This is a genomic window from Streptomyces sp. NPDC045021, from assembly GCF_056432645.1.
In genome coordinates this window covers 309,320-324,698 of the sequence record NZ_JBWKIQ010000003.1, presented here as the reverse complement: position 1 = coordinate 324,698, position 15,379 = coordinate 309,320, and the positions used below count along the sequence as shown (strand labels likewise).

Genomic DNA, 15,379 nt, shown 5'->3' with positions numbered 1-15,379 from the left:
TCGCCGCCGTCCGCCGCGCTGTGCGCGGTGCCGGCGGTGCCCTCTCGCGGTTTCGCCGTGGCCGCACGGCCGTTCGACGCGGAACTTGAGGGAGTTGACGCATGGGCATTGCAGCCCGTGAAAAGGTTTTTCGTATAGGCATGGTGACCGCCACCGCGGTGGCGATGCTCGCCACCGCGGCGCCCGCCGCCCTGGCCGACACCACCCCGGCCCCGGCGCCGAAGCGCATCGGGTCCGCCCCGGTCGCCCCGCACGACGCCGTCCGCACCGGCGCACCCGCCGGTGACGCGTCGCTGGAGCTGAGCGTGTCGCTCAGCCCGCGCGACCCGGCCGGGTTGAAGAGCTTCATCGCGGCGGTGTCCGACCCCGCCTCGCCGCAGTACCACCACTACCTCAAGACCGGCGAGTTCGGTCCGGCCTTCGGCCCGACCCGGGCCACCGTCGACCGGGTGCGCGCCGCTCTCAGGTCCCAGGGCCTGGCCCCGGGCGAGGTCTCGGCGGACGGCTTCTCCATCCCGGTGCACACCACGGTGAGCGCCGCCGCCAAGGCGTTCGGGACCAGCTTCTCGGACTACAAGCTGGCGGACGGCCGCACCGGCCTGACCAACAACGCAGCGCCGGCCCTGCCGGCCGATGTCGCGTCGGCGATCACCGGCGTCGTCGGGCTCAACACCCTGACCACCCTGCGGCCGCACATCGCCCGCCCCAAGGCGAAGTTCGCCGCAACGGCGCCCTCGGCTTCCGGCACGGTCGCCCCGCACGCCGCGGGCAAGTCCCCGCAGCTGTGCAGCAGCGTCAAGGCGCAGCTGAGCGACGACTCGCTGTACGACGGTCAGCAGTACTGGAGTGCCGGCGCGCTCTCCAATGCCTACGGGATGAACAACCGGCCGATTCCCACCACCGGCGTCTCCATAGCCGTCTTCGAGCTGGAGAACTACGACCCGAAGGACGTCGCCGCCTACCAGGCGTGCTACGGCACGAAGGTCCCGGTCAGCGCCATCAAGGTCGACGGCGGTCCGACGGATCCGGCGAACGCCAACACGGGCGTCGGCGCCGAGTCGGTCATCGACATCGAGGACCTCATCGGCCTGGTGCCGGAAGCCTCGATCCTGGTCTACCAGGGCCCGGACGCCGACAAGGCGACGTGGAACCAGGTGCTCGACACCTACAAGAAGATCGTCACGGACAACCGTGCCCAGGTGATCTCCAGCAGCTGGGGCTCCTGCGAGGCCCACACGCCCGGCGACTTCATGAACGCCGAGAACGTGGTCTTCCAGCAGGCGGCCGCACAGGGCCAGACCGTCGTGTCGGCCGCGGGTGACAGCGGTTCCACCGGCTGCTCGCGTTCCGACGCGGCCGACCCCGCTCTCGCGACGGACGACCCCGCCAGCCAGCCGTACGTGCTCGGCGTCGGCGGCACCAACATGTACGGCGCGAACGAGTCCGTCTGGAACGACGGCAGCGGCGCCACCGGCGGCGGCGTCTCCTCCGTCTGGAAGTCGGTCACCGCGAGCAGCTACCAGAACGGCTTCACCGGCCCCGGGTACGACGGCAATGTATGCGGCGCCGGCGCGGGCGAGAGCTGCCGTCAGGTACCGGACGTGGCGGCTCTGGGTGACCCGAACACCGGGTACCCGATCGCCTACGGCCGCGACGCCCAGGGCAAGGAGTACTGGCCCATTTACGGCGGCACCAGCGCGTCCGCGCCGACCTGGGCCGCGCTGATCGCGCAGGCCGACATGGACCTGGCATGCGCGGCCGACGGCCCGCTCGGCTTCGTGAACCCGGCGCTCTACAAGCTGCCGGCCTCCTCGTTCCGTGATGTCGTCTCCGGCAACAACGACCTGACGTCCTCCGGTTACTTCGGCGGTCTCTACCAGGCCGCAACCGGCTACGACCTGGCCACCGGCCTCGGCGCCCCGCACGGCCGCGCGATCGTCACCGGCCTGTGCAAGGCCCTTCCGGAGAAGCCGGCCGGTACCTTCACCCCGGCCAACCCGGCCCGTCTGCTGGACACCCGGGCCGCGATCGGCGTCCCCGGCACCGCTCCGGTCGCCGCCAACGCCACGGTGAACCTCAAGGTCAAGAACGCTCCCGGGGCCCCGGCCTCCGGCCTGACCGCCGTGGTCCTCAACGTCACCGTCACCGCGACCACGCAGCCGGGCTACCTGACCGCCTGGCCGCACGGCGCGACCCGTCCGAGCTCGTCCAACCTCAACTGGGTGAAGGGCGACACCGTCGCCAACCTGGTGACCGTCCCGGTCGGTGCCGACGGCTCGGTCGACCTGGCCAACTCCACCGGCGGAACGACGCACATCATCGCCGATGTCTTCGGCTACTACTCCACGGACGCCTCGGGTTCCACCTACGCCTCCGCGGGTCCGGTCCGGCTGCTGGACACCCGGTCCGCGATCGGCGTCCCCGGCACCACGCCGGCCGCCGCCAAGGGCACGGTCAACTTCAAGGTCGCGGGCACCTCGGGCATCCCGGCGACCGGCGTCACCGCCGTGGTCCTCAACACCACCGTCACCGCGACCACGCAGGGCGGCTTCCTGACCGCCTGGCCGCACGGCACGACCCGTCCGACCTCCTCCAACCTCAACTGGGCGAAGGGCCAGACCATCGCCAACTCGGTGATCGTCCCGGTCGGCGCCGACGGCACGGTGGATCTCTTCAACGGCAGCACCGGATCCGCTCACATCATCGCTGACGTCTTCGGCTACTTCACCAGCGCCGGAACCGGCACGACGTTCCACACCGCGGGTCCGACCCGGCTGCTCGACACCCGTTCCGGAGTCGGCACCACCGGCAACGGCGGTCCGATGGCGTCCGCCGCCCAGCTGTCGCTGAACCTGAACGACGGCAACGTGCTGGCCAACGCGAAGGCCGTCGTCCTGAACGTCACCGTCACCGGTGGCACCAACGCCGGTTTCCTCACCGTGTGGCCCGACGGGACGACCCGTCCCAACGCCTCCAACATCAACTGGGTCACCGGCCAGACGATCCCCAACCTGGTCACGGTCCCCGTGGTCAACGGCAAGATCGACTTCCGGAACGCCAGCCCCGGCACCGTCCAGGTCGTCGCGGACCTGTTCGGCTACTACAGCTGACACCGGTGGTCCGGTGATCCGGACCCCGGTATTCGCAGCACGCAGAAGGCCCCGCACCCGGCAGTTCGCCGGGTGCGGGGCCTTTCCGCTGCCGCCGGCCGCTCAGACCGCCGGGACGTCCCAGACGTGCGGCCCGTCCGGGGCGTCGAGCCAGGTCCACTGGCGGCTGCCGCGGACGGAGAGGCCGTAGCGGTCACGCGGTGGCCAGGACTCGCGCCGCCACAGGTCGTGGGCGCCCTCCGCGATCGACCACAGGTCGCGGGGGCCGGCCAGCAGGACAGTGCCGTCAAGGTCGGCGCGGGCGCTGGAGCCGTCCGGGGCGGTGAGGGCCACGCCGCGGTCGCCGTTGGCCCAGCGGACCTCCAGCGCGCCCGCCTGGAGGGACAGCAGGAAGCGGAAGAGATCGTCTTCCAGGACCTGCGTCGGCAGGGTGGACCTGCGGATCCGCGCCCGCGCATCGTCCGGCAGCCCCTCCCGCGGCCCGTCCGGTGGCCCGTCCGGCGCGGGAACCGGCCGGTGGGAGGCGGCCGTGCCGCGCAGCGGGACGAAGTAGGCGGCCGTGTGCAGGAAACGGCCCTCCGCCCGGTCGGGGGCGGTGACCGTCAGCTGGATCAGACCGCCCGCGAAGGGCGCGAGGATCCGGCCGCCCGGGCGGCACTGGCGCAGCCAGGCCTCCGGCACGGAGGGCAGCTCGCAGGTCGCGACGATCCGGTCGTAGGGGGCCCGGCCCGGGTGACCGAGGGCTCCGTCGCCGGTGACGACGGCCGGCGCGGCACCCGCCGTCGCGAGGTGCGCACGGGCCGCGTCGGTGATCTCGGAGTCCAGGTCGACGGTGGTGACCGCGTCGTCGCCGAGGCGGTGGGCGAACAGCGCCGCGTTGTAGCCGGTGCCGGCACCGATCTCCAGCACCGTGCGCCCCTCCCGCACCTCCAGTGCCTCGGCCATCGAGGCCATCAGGGACGGCTGGCTGCTGGAGGAGATCAGCCGCCCGTCCCGCACGTGCGTGACCAGCGGAACGTCCTCGTAGGCACCCGCCAGCCAGCGGGCGCGCTCCGCGGGATCGGGGTCGTCCGCGCTGAGGCGCTCGTATCCGCCGCCGTGCCGTGGGCGGAAGTACTCGGGGACGAAGAGATGGCGCGGCACCTGCTCGAAGGCGGCCCGCCACCCGGGGTCCGCCAGCCCACCCGCCGCGACGATCCGCTGCACCAGCAGGCCGCGCAGCACGGCCGCCTCCTGTGCGTGCCGATCCTTCCGGTCCGCGTCCTCCATAGCTCCACTGTGCGGCGGCCGGGCCCGATCCGCGATGCCCCGGGTCCTAGCCGGCGCGGCCGGGGTGGCTGGGGGCGGCCGCAGGCCGGGACCTACGTCCCAGGTCCTCCGCCTGGTCGTCTGAGACCATGGAGGGGTGCCGCGCACTTCCGGGGGGCGACCCCGGTGCCCCGCGCGCACCACGTCGACCGGCGCCGGGCCGGTGCGACATCTTGAGGTGGAGCTGAGTGAACGAGACCCCGCAGGACACGGCGCCGCAGCAGACGTTCTTCGACGCCGTCGGCGGCGAGCAGACGTTCCGGCGTCTGGTGCACCGCTTCTACGAGGGCGTCGCGGCCGACCCCGAACTGCGGGCGATGTACCCGGAGGAGGACCTCGGCCCGGCCGAGGAGCGGCTGACGCTCTTTCTCATGCAGTACTGGGGCGGTCCGCGCACCTACAGCGACAACCGCGGCCACCCGCGGCTGCGGATGCGTCACGCGCCCTTCCAGGTCGACCAGGCCGCGCACGACGCGTGGCTGCGCCATATGCGCGACGCGGTCGACGAGTTGGCGCTGGCGCCCGAGCACGAGCGGCAGTTGTGGGACTACCTGGTGTACGCCGCCGCGTCGATGGTGAACACCGCGGGCTGAGCGGAAGGCCGTTGCCGTAGTTCCCACCGTCGGCGCCGGTGCCGCCGTTGCCGCTGATGCCGCTTTGTCCGTCCGCTGACCGGACAACGGACAACGGACAACGGGTCACGATCGTATTGCGACAATCTTCTACACTTCCTCACGCCCGATCTGTTTGAGAGCATCCGAACAGCGGGCGAACGGGGGATTGGCGTGACGGGGTTTGTGTTTCTGCGTGTCCGCGCGCACCGATTGCTGCTGACCGCCGCCCTGCTCACCGTGGTTCTCACCACCAGCGTGCTGGCCACGCTCGCCGCGTTCACCAGCGCCATCGGCGATGCCGGGCTGCGCCGCACGCTGGAGCACCAGTCGGCGGCGCGGACCACCGTCAACGTCCAGATGAACGTCACGGCCGACGCCTGGCGCACCGCGGACGCCGGGATACGCAAGACCCTGGGGAGCGCGTACGACGGGCTGCCCACGCAGGTGCGGTCCAGCACCCGGTCCGGGCCGTACGCACTGCCGGTCACGCTCGGTCGTTCCGCCGCGGGTGCCCGCAAGGGCGCCGACCCGGACCTGACGCTGCTGGCCACGTTCGACCGGGCCCGGGTGACGCTGGTCCAGGGCGGCTGGCCGACCGCCGTCGACCGGACCACCGGAGTCCTGCCGGTGGCGGTCCCCGAGCCCGTGGCGCGCTCCCTGGGCGTGCGGCCCGGCGCCCTGATCGATCTGACCAGCCGGCTCGGCGGCCCGAAGCTCCACATCCGGGTCACCGGCACCTACCGCCCGACGGACCGCAGCGACCCGTACTGGCAGCTCGACCCCATGGGCGGGCACGGCATCCGCACCCTGTCCTTCACCACCTACGGGCCGCTGCTCGCCGACCCGAGCGTCTTCGGCTCCGGCCGCCTCGCGCCCGCCGAGATGTCCTGGCAGAGCACCGCCGACTTCCGGAACCTGGGCGTGGCCGGGATCCCCGGCGTGCGCGAGGACGTGCAGCGGAGCATCGCCGCCACCACCAAGGACCCGGCGAACTCCGGTGTCCAGGTCTCCTCCGAGCTGCCCGACCTGCTCACCGGGGTGCAGCGCACCCTGCTGGTGACCCGCTCCACCCTGCTGATCGGCGCACTGCAGCTGCTGATCCTCGCCGGTTTCGCCCTGCTGCTCGTCGCCCAGCTGCTGTCCGAGGAACGGGCCGGCGAGACCGCGCTGCTGCGGGCCCGCGGCGGCTCGCGCGGCCGTGTCGCCCGGCTGGCCGCGACGGAGTCGCTGCTGCTCGCGGTGCCCGCCGGACTGGCCGCGCCGCTGCTCGCCGGGCCGGTCATCCGGCTGCTGGCCGGGCAGGGCGCGCTGGCCAGGTCCGGCACCGACCTGGGCGGCGCGATCGGTGCGACCGCCTGGTGGGTGGCTGCCGGAACCGCGCTGGCCTGCGCGTTCGCCGTGATCGTGCCGGCCCTGCGCGGGGCGGGGAGCTATGTCGCGGAGCGCTCGGCGCGGGCCCGCCGCGGGGCGCTGCCCGCCGCGGTACAGGCCGGTGCCGACCTCGGGCTGCTGCTGCTCGCCGGAATCGCGTACTGGCAGCTGTCCCGCCGCGCCAAGGACAGCGGGGTGCTGAGCGCCGACACCGGCGGGAGCCTCGGTGTGGACCCGGTGCTGGTCGCGGCGCCCGCGCTGTGTCTGCTGGCCGGCACCGTCCTGGTCCTGCGGCTGCTGCCGCTGGCCGCCCGGCTGGGCGAGCGCCGGGCGGCGCGGGGCAGCGGATTGGCGCTCGCCCTCGCGGGCTGGCAGCTCTCCCGCCGGCCGCGGCGCGGCGCCGGAGCCGTACTGCTGCTCGTACTGGCCGTCGCCATGGGCATGTTCGCGATCGGGCAGGGCGCCAGCTGGGACCGGTCGCAGCGCGACCAGGCCGACTTCACGGTGGGCGCGGACCTGCGGGTGACCGGCTCCACCACTGCGCCGTTCGGACAGGCGGGGGTGTTCGAGCACGTTCCGGGCATCGCCACCGCCGCCCCCGCGGCGCGCGCCCAACTGCAGCTGCCCGAGCAGCGCGTGGCCTCCATCCTCATGATCGACACGGCGAAGGCCGGCGAGGTGATGCGGTTCCGCGACGATCTTGCCGACCGCCCGCTGCCCGAGCTGCTCCGGCCGCTGCGGGCCGGGGCGTCCGGTGGCGCGTCCGGCGGGGCCAAGGAGACCGGCGGCTTCGCCTTCGCGGCCACCGCCCAGGAGTTGCGCTTCACCGCCCGGCTCGAATCCGACGGGCACGGTGAGGTCGTCGACACGCTCACCGCGATCGTCAAGGACGGCAACGGCGTCCTGTACTCCCTCCAGCTCGGCGATGTCCCGGCCGACGGAAAACCGCACCTCCTGGTCGCGGACCTCGCCGACGCGGCGGGCCGGACGGGCGGGTCCCCCGCGGGACCCTTGCGACTCACCCGTATCGAAGTCGACTACGCGGCCCCCGAATACGTCGAGAAGCACCGGCTCACCCTCGCGCCGGCGACCGTCTCCGCGGACGGCGGCATCCGTCCGATCACCGCGGCCGCCGGCTCGTCCTGGGTCGCGAGAGCGCAGATGCAGCGGAACGACGTCGTGCTCGGCGCTGACGCCGGCCTCCAGCCGGCCGCCGGAACCGCCGCCCTGTCGGCGGACGGTGCCGCGCTGACCGTCGCGTACTCCACCGGGGCCATGGCGAGCGACCCGGCGCTGGAGGACTCCAAAGGCGCGCACCTCTCCGTACGCCTCGCAGAACCAGCCGCCCCGCCGCTCGCCGGGGTCGCCACCGACGCCTTCCTGAAGGCCACCGGCAGCAAGGTGGGCGGCGAGGTCCGGGTCGAACTGAACGGCGTCGAGACGACCGTACGCATCACCGGTGCGACCCGCGCACTGCCCGGCACCACCGCCGCGTCGTCCTTGCAGGACGGCGGAGCGCTGCTGCTGGACCTGCGCGCCGTGAACCGGATGCTCGACGCGACGGGCGGCCGCGGCATGGAACCCAGCGAGTGGTGGCTGTCGGCCCGGCCGGGCGCCACCGGACAGATCGCCGCGGCGCTGCGCGACCGCGCTGACATCGACTCGCTGCTGGTGCGCGACGAGACCGCGTCGGAGATGCGCGCCGACCCGCTCGGCGCCGGGCCGCAGTCGGTGCTGCCGGCCGCCGTGATCGCCGCGGCCGTACTGGCGGCGGTGGGCTTCGCGGTGAGTTCGGCCGGCGCGATCCGCGAACGCAGCGGGGAGTTCGCGGTGCTGCGGGCGCTGGGCGCGCCGCGCCGCAAGCTCGCCCGGATGATGGCCGCGGAGCAGGGCCTGCTGGTGCTGCTGGCCCTGGTGGTCGGCGTCGCGCTGGGCGCGCTGCTGACCCGGCTGGTGGTGCCGCTGATCGTGCTGACGGCGCAGGCGTCCCAGCCCGTCCCCGGGCTGCTGGTCACCCTGCCGGTGGGGCCGCTCGCCCAGCTGATCGCCATCGTGCTGGTCGTACCGCTGCTGGTGGTCGTCCTGACGGCGGTCCGGCGCGGCGACCCGGTCACCGCACTGCGCAGGCAAGGGGAGGACTGACATGACGAACGGGACCGAAGGTCTCCCCGGCGGGACGGACCGGGACGGTGTTCCCGCCACATCAGGGGCCTCGCGCACCGCCGCGCTCTCCTGGGTACGGGTCCGGCTGCGTGCCGCACCGGCGGCGGCCATCGCGATGGCCCTGCTGGTCCTGGTCACCGCCTTTCTGGCCGCCGCGCTGCCGCGAGCGGTTGACCGCTACGAGGTCAAGGCGCTGCGCGGTTCGCTCGCCGACGCCAACCTGCGCAGCCGCACCCTCACCCTCAGCGACTCCTCGTCGGGTGCGGAGGGAGCGGGGGACGCGTCGCGGTTCGCACCGGAGTCGCTCGCCGGCGTGGAGTCGGAGTTCCAGAAGCTCGTACGACCGCCTCTGCGGCTGCTGCCGGGCCAGTCCGTGGTGGGGATCAGGACCGGCAGCGACTCCGCGGCGCTGGATCCCGCACTGCCCCGGCCGACCAAGACGCTGAACCCGAAGGCCGACCTCGTCGCCCAGCAGGGTCTGGAGCAGCACTCCCGGCTGGTGGCCGGCAGCATGCCGCGCGGTACCGCTGCCACCGACGCGTCGGGCGATCTGAACCGCGTCGATGCGGCGGTCACCGAGCAGACCGCCAAGGTGATGGGCCTGCGTCCCGGCTCCGAGATCCACCTCAGCACCCTGGGCACGGGGTTCACCGTTCATGTGACCGGCATCGTCTCGCCCACCGACCCGGGCGGGCCGTACTGGAACGAGGAACAGGACGTCCTCACCCCCCAGTTGACGTCCCCTCCCCCGAAACCCGGCGAGTACCCCACGTTCTACTGGCACTTCACCGCGCTGATCGCGCCGGAGGCGGCACCCACCCTGCTCAGCCTGGGCAAGGGCGCCTCCTTCTACTGGCACCACCCCGTCGACACGAGCCGCCTCACCCCCCAGGACGTGGCCCCGCTCCAAACACAACTGGCCTCGCTCGACAGCGGCCCGGACGCGACCGCGATGCAGTCGGGTTACGGGAGTTACCTTCACACCACCACCGGACTCGGCCGGCTGCTCTCCTCCTACGAACGCGACCGGACGGCGGCGCTGCCGCTGGTCCTGGTCGCCGCGATCGGGGTCGGCGCCACCGCGTTCGCCGTCCTGCTGATGGCCGGCGGGCTCGCGGCCGAGCGGCGGCGGGGCGAACTCGCCCTGCTGCGCTCGCGCGGCGGATCCGTACGCGGCCTGGCAGGACGCCTGCTCGGCGAGACGGCGGTGGCCTCGGTGCCGGCCGCGATCGTCGGCATCGCGCTCGCCCTCGTCCTCCTGCCGACCGACCGGTACCTGCTGTCGCTGCTGCTGGGGGCCGCCGTGGCCGCTACGGCCTCGCTGGCCCTGCCGCTGCGGGCCGTCGCCGTGCACCGCCGCCCGCGCCCGGCCGCCCGCGAGGACGTGGCCAACGCCCGGCCCTCCCGGCGCCGTACGGTCGTCGAACTCACGATCACCGTCCTGGTCATCGGCGCGGTGACCGCCCTGCGGAGGCGGGGCACCGTCAGCGGCACCGACCCGTTCCTGGCCGCCGCGCCCGTTCTCGTCGCCATCGCCGCCGCGCTGATCCTGCTGCGCCTGTACCCGCTGCCACTGCGGCTGCTCGCCCGGCCCGCGGCCCGGCTGACCGGCGCCGTCACCCACCTCGGCTTGGCCCGTGCGGGCCGCTCCCCGGCCAGTGCCCAACTGCCGCTGCTTGCACTGCTGATGTCGCTCACCGTGGCCTCGTTCGGCGGATCGGTGCTCGCCGGGGTGGCGGACGGCCGCGACGAGGCGGCCCGTGCGGCCGTCGGCGCCGACGCCAGGATCGACGCCAACTTCGTCCTGCCCGAGAAGCTCGCGGCCAACATCCGGAAGGTGCCCGGCGTCGCCGGGACCCTCGGCGTCCGGGTCGAGCCCAGCGCTTCCACCGCCGGTTTCGGGATGCCCTACAGCCTGATCAGCGTCGACCCGGTTGCCTACGCCGCCCTGACCCGTTCCATCGGACTCCCCGACTTCCCCGCCGACGCGCTCCTGCACGACAACGGCACCGGTCCGATGCCTGCCGTCGTCTCCCGGAAGGTCGCCACGATGCTCGCGGGCGGAACCGTCTCCGTGCAGCCCGCGATCGGAACGACCGAGATCAGGGCCGCCGCGGTGCTGGACCTCACCCCGGCGGCACCCAACTCCGATTTCGTGATCGTCTCGTCCGCGCAACTCGCCAAGCGCCACCCTGACATGAACTACAGCCAGTACACCGGCCCCACCGTACTGATGGCCACCGCTGACGGCCCGATCGACGGCAAGGCGCTGCGCGCCGCCACCGCCGCGACCGGCGGCAACATGTTCGTGGCCCTGCTGAGCGAGGAGCGCGGCGCGCTCTCCGACTCGGCCCTGCAGTCCGGGGCGCGGGGCATCTATCTCGCCGCGGTCGCGGGCGGCGCCGGCTACAGCGCGCTCGCGCTGCTGCTGTCCCTGCTCCAGGCCGCTCCCCAACGCGCCGCGCTGCTCGCCCGGCTGCGGACCATGGGGATGGGCCGGCGCGACGGGCGACGGCTGGTGTTCCTGGAAATGCTGCCGCAGGCGCTGCTGGCGGCGATCGGCGGCGTGCTCGTCGGTCTCGCGGTGATCCCGCTGCTCGGGCCCGGCGTGGACATCACCGCGCTGGCGTTCGGCAGCGACCCGAACACGACCGTGCCGGCCGGCCTCGGGCTGCGCGCCGACCCGCTCTCGCTGGCACTGCCGTCGGCCGGACTGCTGGCACTGGCCTGTGTGGTGCTGCTGGCGCAGGTGTGGGTGACCGGACGGCGCCGTGAGAGTACGGACCTGAGAGTAGGAGACCGCTCATGACCAATACCACCGAGAGCGGCGCCGGCGGCGCCACGACCACCCTGGCCGATCTGGAACAGCGGGCGGCCGCCCGCCGCGAGCAGCCCGCCTACGGGCAGAACGCCCTCATCAGCTGCGACCGGCTGGTACGGATCTTCACGGCCGACGGCGTCGAGGTCCAGGCGCTGCAGGGCCTGGACCTGCTCGTCGCGGAGGGCGAGCTGATGGCCCTGGTCGGCGCCTCGGGCAGCGGCAAGTCCACCCTGCTGAACATCCTCGCCGGCCTCGACGTACCGACCGCGGGCGCCGCCTCCGTCGGCGGTTACGACCTGCTCGACATGGACGCCAAGTCCCGGCTGCGCTACCGCCGCGAGGTCGTCGGCTTCGTCTGGCAGCAGACCGCCCGCAATCTGCTGCCCTATCTGACGGCGGCTCAGAACGTCGTGCTGCCGATGCAGTTGTCAGGGCGTGACGGCTTCCGCGCCAAGCGGCTGCACGCCGCCCGCGCCACGGAGCTGCTCACCATGCTCGGCGTCGGCTACTGCCACGACCGGCACCCCGGGCAGATGTCCGGCGGCGAGCAGCAGCGCACCGCCATCGCGGTGGCGCTCGCCAACTCCCCGTCCCTGGTGCTGGCCGACGAGCCCACCGGTGAACTGGACTCCGCCACCGGCGAGCAGGTGTTCGCCGCCTTCAGGACCGCCAACGAGGAGCTCGGCACCACCGTTGTCGTCGTCACCCACGACCACGCCGTGGCCGACGCCGTACGCCGCACGGTCGCCATCCGGGACGGCCGGACGGCCTCCGAGGTGCTGCGCCACACCGAGATCGACGAGCACGGCCAGGAGTCGGTCGTCGCCCGCGAGTACGCCACCGTCGACCGCGCCGGCCGGCTGCAGCTCCCGCGCGACTACACGGCGGCGCTCTCCATCGAGAACCGCGTCCTGCTGGAACTCGAATCCGACCACATCGGCGTCTGGCCGGACCGCCCGACGGCGCCGGAACAGGACTGACACCGCCGGAACAGGACTGATCAGCCCGAGCCGGACCAATCCGGGCGGAGCGGGGCGTAGTCGGGGGCTTTCGCGGTCAGGTGGGCGTGATCAGACGCTTCCCCGGTCTGGTGGGCGTGGGCGTCGGCAGCTGCGACCCTCAGGGGGCGTGACCGTCAGGTGGGCGTGACCGTCAGGCCGGAACCGAGGGCGGTGCGCCGTACGGCGACCGACCCGTAGGGCGTCCGCAGCCGAAGCCAGGCCCCTGCCGTCAGCAGCGTGAAGGGGTCCTCGCCGCCGCCCCGCAGGAATCCCAGCGCCTGCGCCGCGTGCACGGCGCGCATGGGCAGCACCGTGTCCCCGACCGGCCGGGACCAGACCTCCTCGGCGAGCGCGTCGAGCTCGGCCCGCGTCCGCCGCTCCGGCACCAGCACTTCGGTACGGGAGCGGAACTCCCCCACCAGCCGCTCGGCGGCGCCACGTACGTCCTCGGGCGCGAACTCGGCGATCCGCTGCCAGCCACCGCGCGGCGGCAGCAGTCCGGCCCATGCGGGGCCGGTGACGGACGCCGGGACCACGACGGCGTCGCCGCTCCGGCCGGGGGCTTCCACGGTGGAGTCCCCGGTGCCTTCCTCGATGCCTTCCAGCAGCTGGCCTGCCGAGACGGTGGCATCCAAGTCGAGGACGTCGCGGAGCGAGGCCGTGCGAATGGCCAGCACGCCGCCGAACGGCGGCTGGCCGAAGACCGCGAGCACGCCCTCCGCGGAGCGCAGACGCACCACGGCGGCCTTGTCCCAGCGGACCAGCCGGCCCAGGAAGGCGGCGAGACCCGCCGCCTCCCCGGCACCGGCGAGGAGCAGTCGCGTCATGCGGCGACGGCCTCTTCCGACACGGCCTCCGCGTCCGACGGCAGGTCGTCGCGGTACGCCTCCAGGAAGGACCGTTCCTCCGCGCTGATCCGCCGCGGCCGCCCTTCCGCGAGGTTGTACGGGACCACGATCGTGGAGGCCCGTACGTACACGGTCTCCTCGTCCTTGATCTCGTATGCGACGGTCATCGAGGCCGCGCCGATCTTCGTCACCCACGACTCGATGGTCACCGGCGCGTGCCGGTGGACCAGCGGTCGCAGATAGTCGATCTCGTGCCGGGCCACGACGGACCCGCCCGTGAACGACGTGCTGCCCTCGCCCGGCGCCAGCCGGAACATGAAGTCGATCCGCGCCTCTTCCAGGTACCGCAGGAAGACCACGTTGTTGACGTGCCCGAAGGCATCCATGTCCGACCAGCGCAGCGGGCAGCTGTAGATGTGCCGGGCCATCAGCCGCGGGTCAGCTTCTTGTAGGTGGCACGGTGCGGACGGGCCGCGTCGGCGCCGAGCCGCTCGACCTTGTTCTTCTCGTACGACTCGAAGTTGCCCTCGAACCAGTACCACTTGGACTCACCCTCGTACGCGAGGATGTGGGTCGCGACCCGGTCCAGGAACCAGCGGTCGTGGGAGATGACCACAGCCGCGCCCGGGAACTCGAGCAGCGCGTTCTCGAGCGAGGACAAGGTCTCGACGTCGAGGTCGTTGGTGGGCTCGTCGAGGAGCAGCAGGTTGCCGCCCTCCTTGAGCGTGAGCGCCAGGTTCAGGCGGTTGCGCTCACCACCGGACAGGACGCCGGCGGGCTTCTGCTGGTCCGGCCCCTTGAAGCCGAAGGCGGAGACGTAGGCCCGCGACGGCATCTCGACCTGGCCGACGTTGATGTAGTCCAGCTCGTCCGACACGACCGCCCAGAGGGTCTTCTTGGGGTCGATGTTGGCGCGGCTCTGGTCGACGTAGCTGATCTTGACCGTGTCGCCGATCTTGACCGAGCCCGAGTCCGCGGGCTCCAGGCCCTGGATCATCTTGAACAGCGTCGTCTTGCCGGCGCCGTTCGGGCCGATGATGCCGACGATGCCGTTACGGGGCAGGGTGAAGGACAGGTCGTCGACCAGGACCTTGTCGCCGAACGCCTTCGAAAGGTTGTTGACCTCGACGACGATGGAGCCCAGACGCGGGCCCGGCGGGATCTGGATCTCCTCGAAGTCCAGCTTCCGCACCTTGTCGGCCTCGGCCGCCATCTCCTCGTAACGGGCGAGGCGCGCCTTGGACTTGACCTGGCGGCCCTTGGCGTTGGAGCGGACCCACTCCAGCTCTTCCTTGAGGCGCTTGGCGCGCTTCTCGTCCTTGCGGCCCTCGACCTTGAGGCGGGTGGCCTTCTTCTCCAGGTACGTGGAGTAGTTGCCCTCGTAGGGGATCGCGCGGCCGCGGTCGAGCTCGAGGATCCACTCGGCGACGTTGTTCAGGAAGTACCGGTCGTGAGTGACGGCGACGACGGCGCCCGCGTACTTCGAGAGGTGCTGCTCCAGCCAGTTCACCGACTCGGCGTCGAGGTGGTTGGTGGGCTCGTCGAGGAGAAGCAGGTCCGGTGCCTCGATCAGCAGCTTGCAGAGCGCCACGCGGCGCTTCTCGCCACCGGAGAGGGTGGTGACCGGCCAGTCGCCGGGCGGGCAGCCCAGCGCGTCCATGGCCTGCTCCAGCTGCGCGTCGAGGTCCCAGGCGTTGGCGTGGTCCAGGTCCTCCTGGAGCTTGCCCATCTCGTCCAGCAGCGCGTCCGAGTAGTCGGTCGCCATGAGCTCGGCGACCTCGTTGAAGCGCTTGAGCTTGCCCATGATCTCGGCGGCGCCGTCCTGGACGTTCTCCAGGACCGTCTTGGACTCGTCGAGCTTCGGCTCCTGCATGAGGATGCCGACGGTGAACCCGGGCGACAGGAACGCGTCACCGTTGGAAGGCTGCTCCAGGCCGGCCATGATCTTCAGCACCGTGGACTTACCGGCACCGTTGGGACCCACCACACCGATCTTCGCGCCGGGCAGGAAGCTCAGCGTCACGTCGTCAAGGATCACCTTGTCGCCGTGTGCCTTGCGCGTCTTGCGCATCGTGTAGATGTACTCAGCCAAGAGAAACCGTCCGGCAATCGATGTGTGGGCAGATACACCCCATCTTGCCGT

At 72.5% G+C, this 15,379-nt stretch carries 9 protein-coding genes; 5 read left to right on the top strand and 4 right to left on the bottom strand.

Going from position 1 to position 15,379, the window contains the following annotated elements:
• The first annotated feature begins 140 nt into the window (after positions 1-140).
• Positions 141-3,110 carry a S53 family peptidase gene (locus tag AC07DC_RS12765; protein ID WP_478914390.1) on the top strand — a complete coding sequence of 990 codons (2,970 nt, stop codon included), beginning with the start codon at positions 141-143 and terminating at the stop codon, positions 3,108-3,110.
• Positions 3,111-3,212: 102 nt separating this feature from the next.
• Here the strand turns inward: AC07DC_RS12765 and AC07DC_RS12760 are convergent, their stop codons facing one another.
• On the bottom strand, positions 3,213-4,379 hold the full coding sequence (locus AC07DC_RS12760; RefSeq protein ID WP_478914389.1) for a methyltransferase domain-containing protein: 1,167 nt from the start codon (positions 4,377-4,379) through the stop codon (positions 3,213-3,215).
• Between the two features lie 227 nt (positions 4,380-4,606).
• Here AC07DC_RS12760 and AC07DC_RS12755 point away from each other — a divergent pair, with 227 nt between their 5' ends.
• The 4 genes from AC07DC_RS12755 to AC07DC_RS12740 all read left to right on the top strand — a co-directional run bounded on the left by AC07DC_RS12755 (position 4,607) and on the right by AC07DC_RS12740 (position 12,367).
• Positions 4,607-5,011, top strand: a complete 405-nt coding sequence (locus tag AC07DC_RS12755; RefSeq protein WP_478914388.1) for a globin — start codon at positions 4,607-4,609, stop codon at positions 5,009-5,011.
• Between the two features lie 192 nt (positions 5,012-5,203).
• Positions 5,204-8,545 carry an FtsX-like permease family protein gene (locus tag AC07DC_RS12750; protein ID WP_478914387.1) on the top strand — a complete coding sequence of 1,114 codons (3,342 nt, stop codon included), beginning with the start codon at positions 5,204-5,206 and terminating at the stop codon, positions 8,543-8,545.
• Position 8,546: 1 nt separating this feature from the next.
• Positions 8,547-11,375 (top strand): FtsX-like permease family protein, encoded by a 2,829-nt coding sequence (locus AC07DC_RS12745; protein ID WP_478914386.1) that lies wholly within the window; start codon positions 8,547-8,549, stop codon positions 11,373-11,375.
• Positions 11,372-12,367, top strand: coding sequence for an ABC transporter ATP-binding protein (locus AC07DC_RS12740; protein WP_478914385.1), 996 nt, complete (start codon positions 11,372-11,374; stop codon positions 12,365-12,367). Before AC07DC_RS12745 ends, AC07DC_RS12740 begins: the two co-directional genes overlap by 4 nt.
• A 155-nt stretch (positions 12,368-12,522) precedes the next feature.
• Here AC07DC_RS12740 and AC07DC_RS12735 read toward each other — a convergent pair whose 3' ends face one another.
• Genes AC07DC_RS12735 through ettA form a run of 3 tightly spaced genes read right to left on the bottom strand, consistent with a single transcriptional unit; the run spans position 12,523 to position 15,328 of the window.
• Positions 12,523-13,215: a DUF8185 domain-containing protein gene (locus AC07DC_RS12735; RefSeq protein ID WP_478914384.1), complete on the bottom strand. Its 693-nt coding sequence runs from the start codon at positions 13,213-13,215 to the stop codon at positions 12,523-12,525.
• The gene (locus tag AC07DC_RS12730; RefSeq protein WP_478914383.1) at positions 13,212-13,664 is read right to left on the bottom strand and encodes an acyl-CoA thioesterase; all 453 of its coding nucleotides are present in this window, start codon (positions 13,662-13,664) and stop codon (positions 13,212-13,214) included. The genes AC07DC_RS12735 and AC07DC_RS12730 overlap by 4 nt, the downstream gene beginning before the upstream one ends.
• Positions 13,664-15,328: an energy-dependent translational throttle protein EttA gene (gene ettA / locus AC07DC_RS12725; protein WP_138355090.1), complete on the bottom strand. Its 1,665-nt coding sequence runs from the start codon at positions 15,326-15,328 to the stop codon at positions 13,664-13,666. Before ettA ends, AC07DC_RS12730 begins: the two co-directional genes overlap by 1 nt.
• Positions 15,329-15,379: the final 51 nt, after the last annotated feature.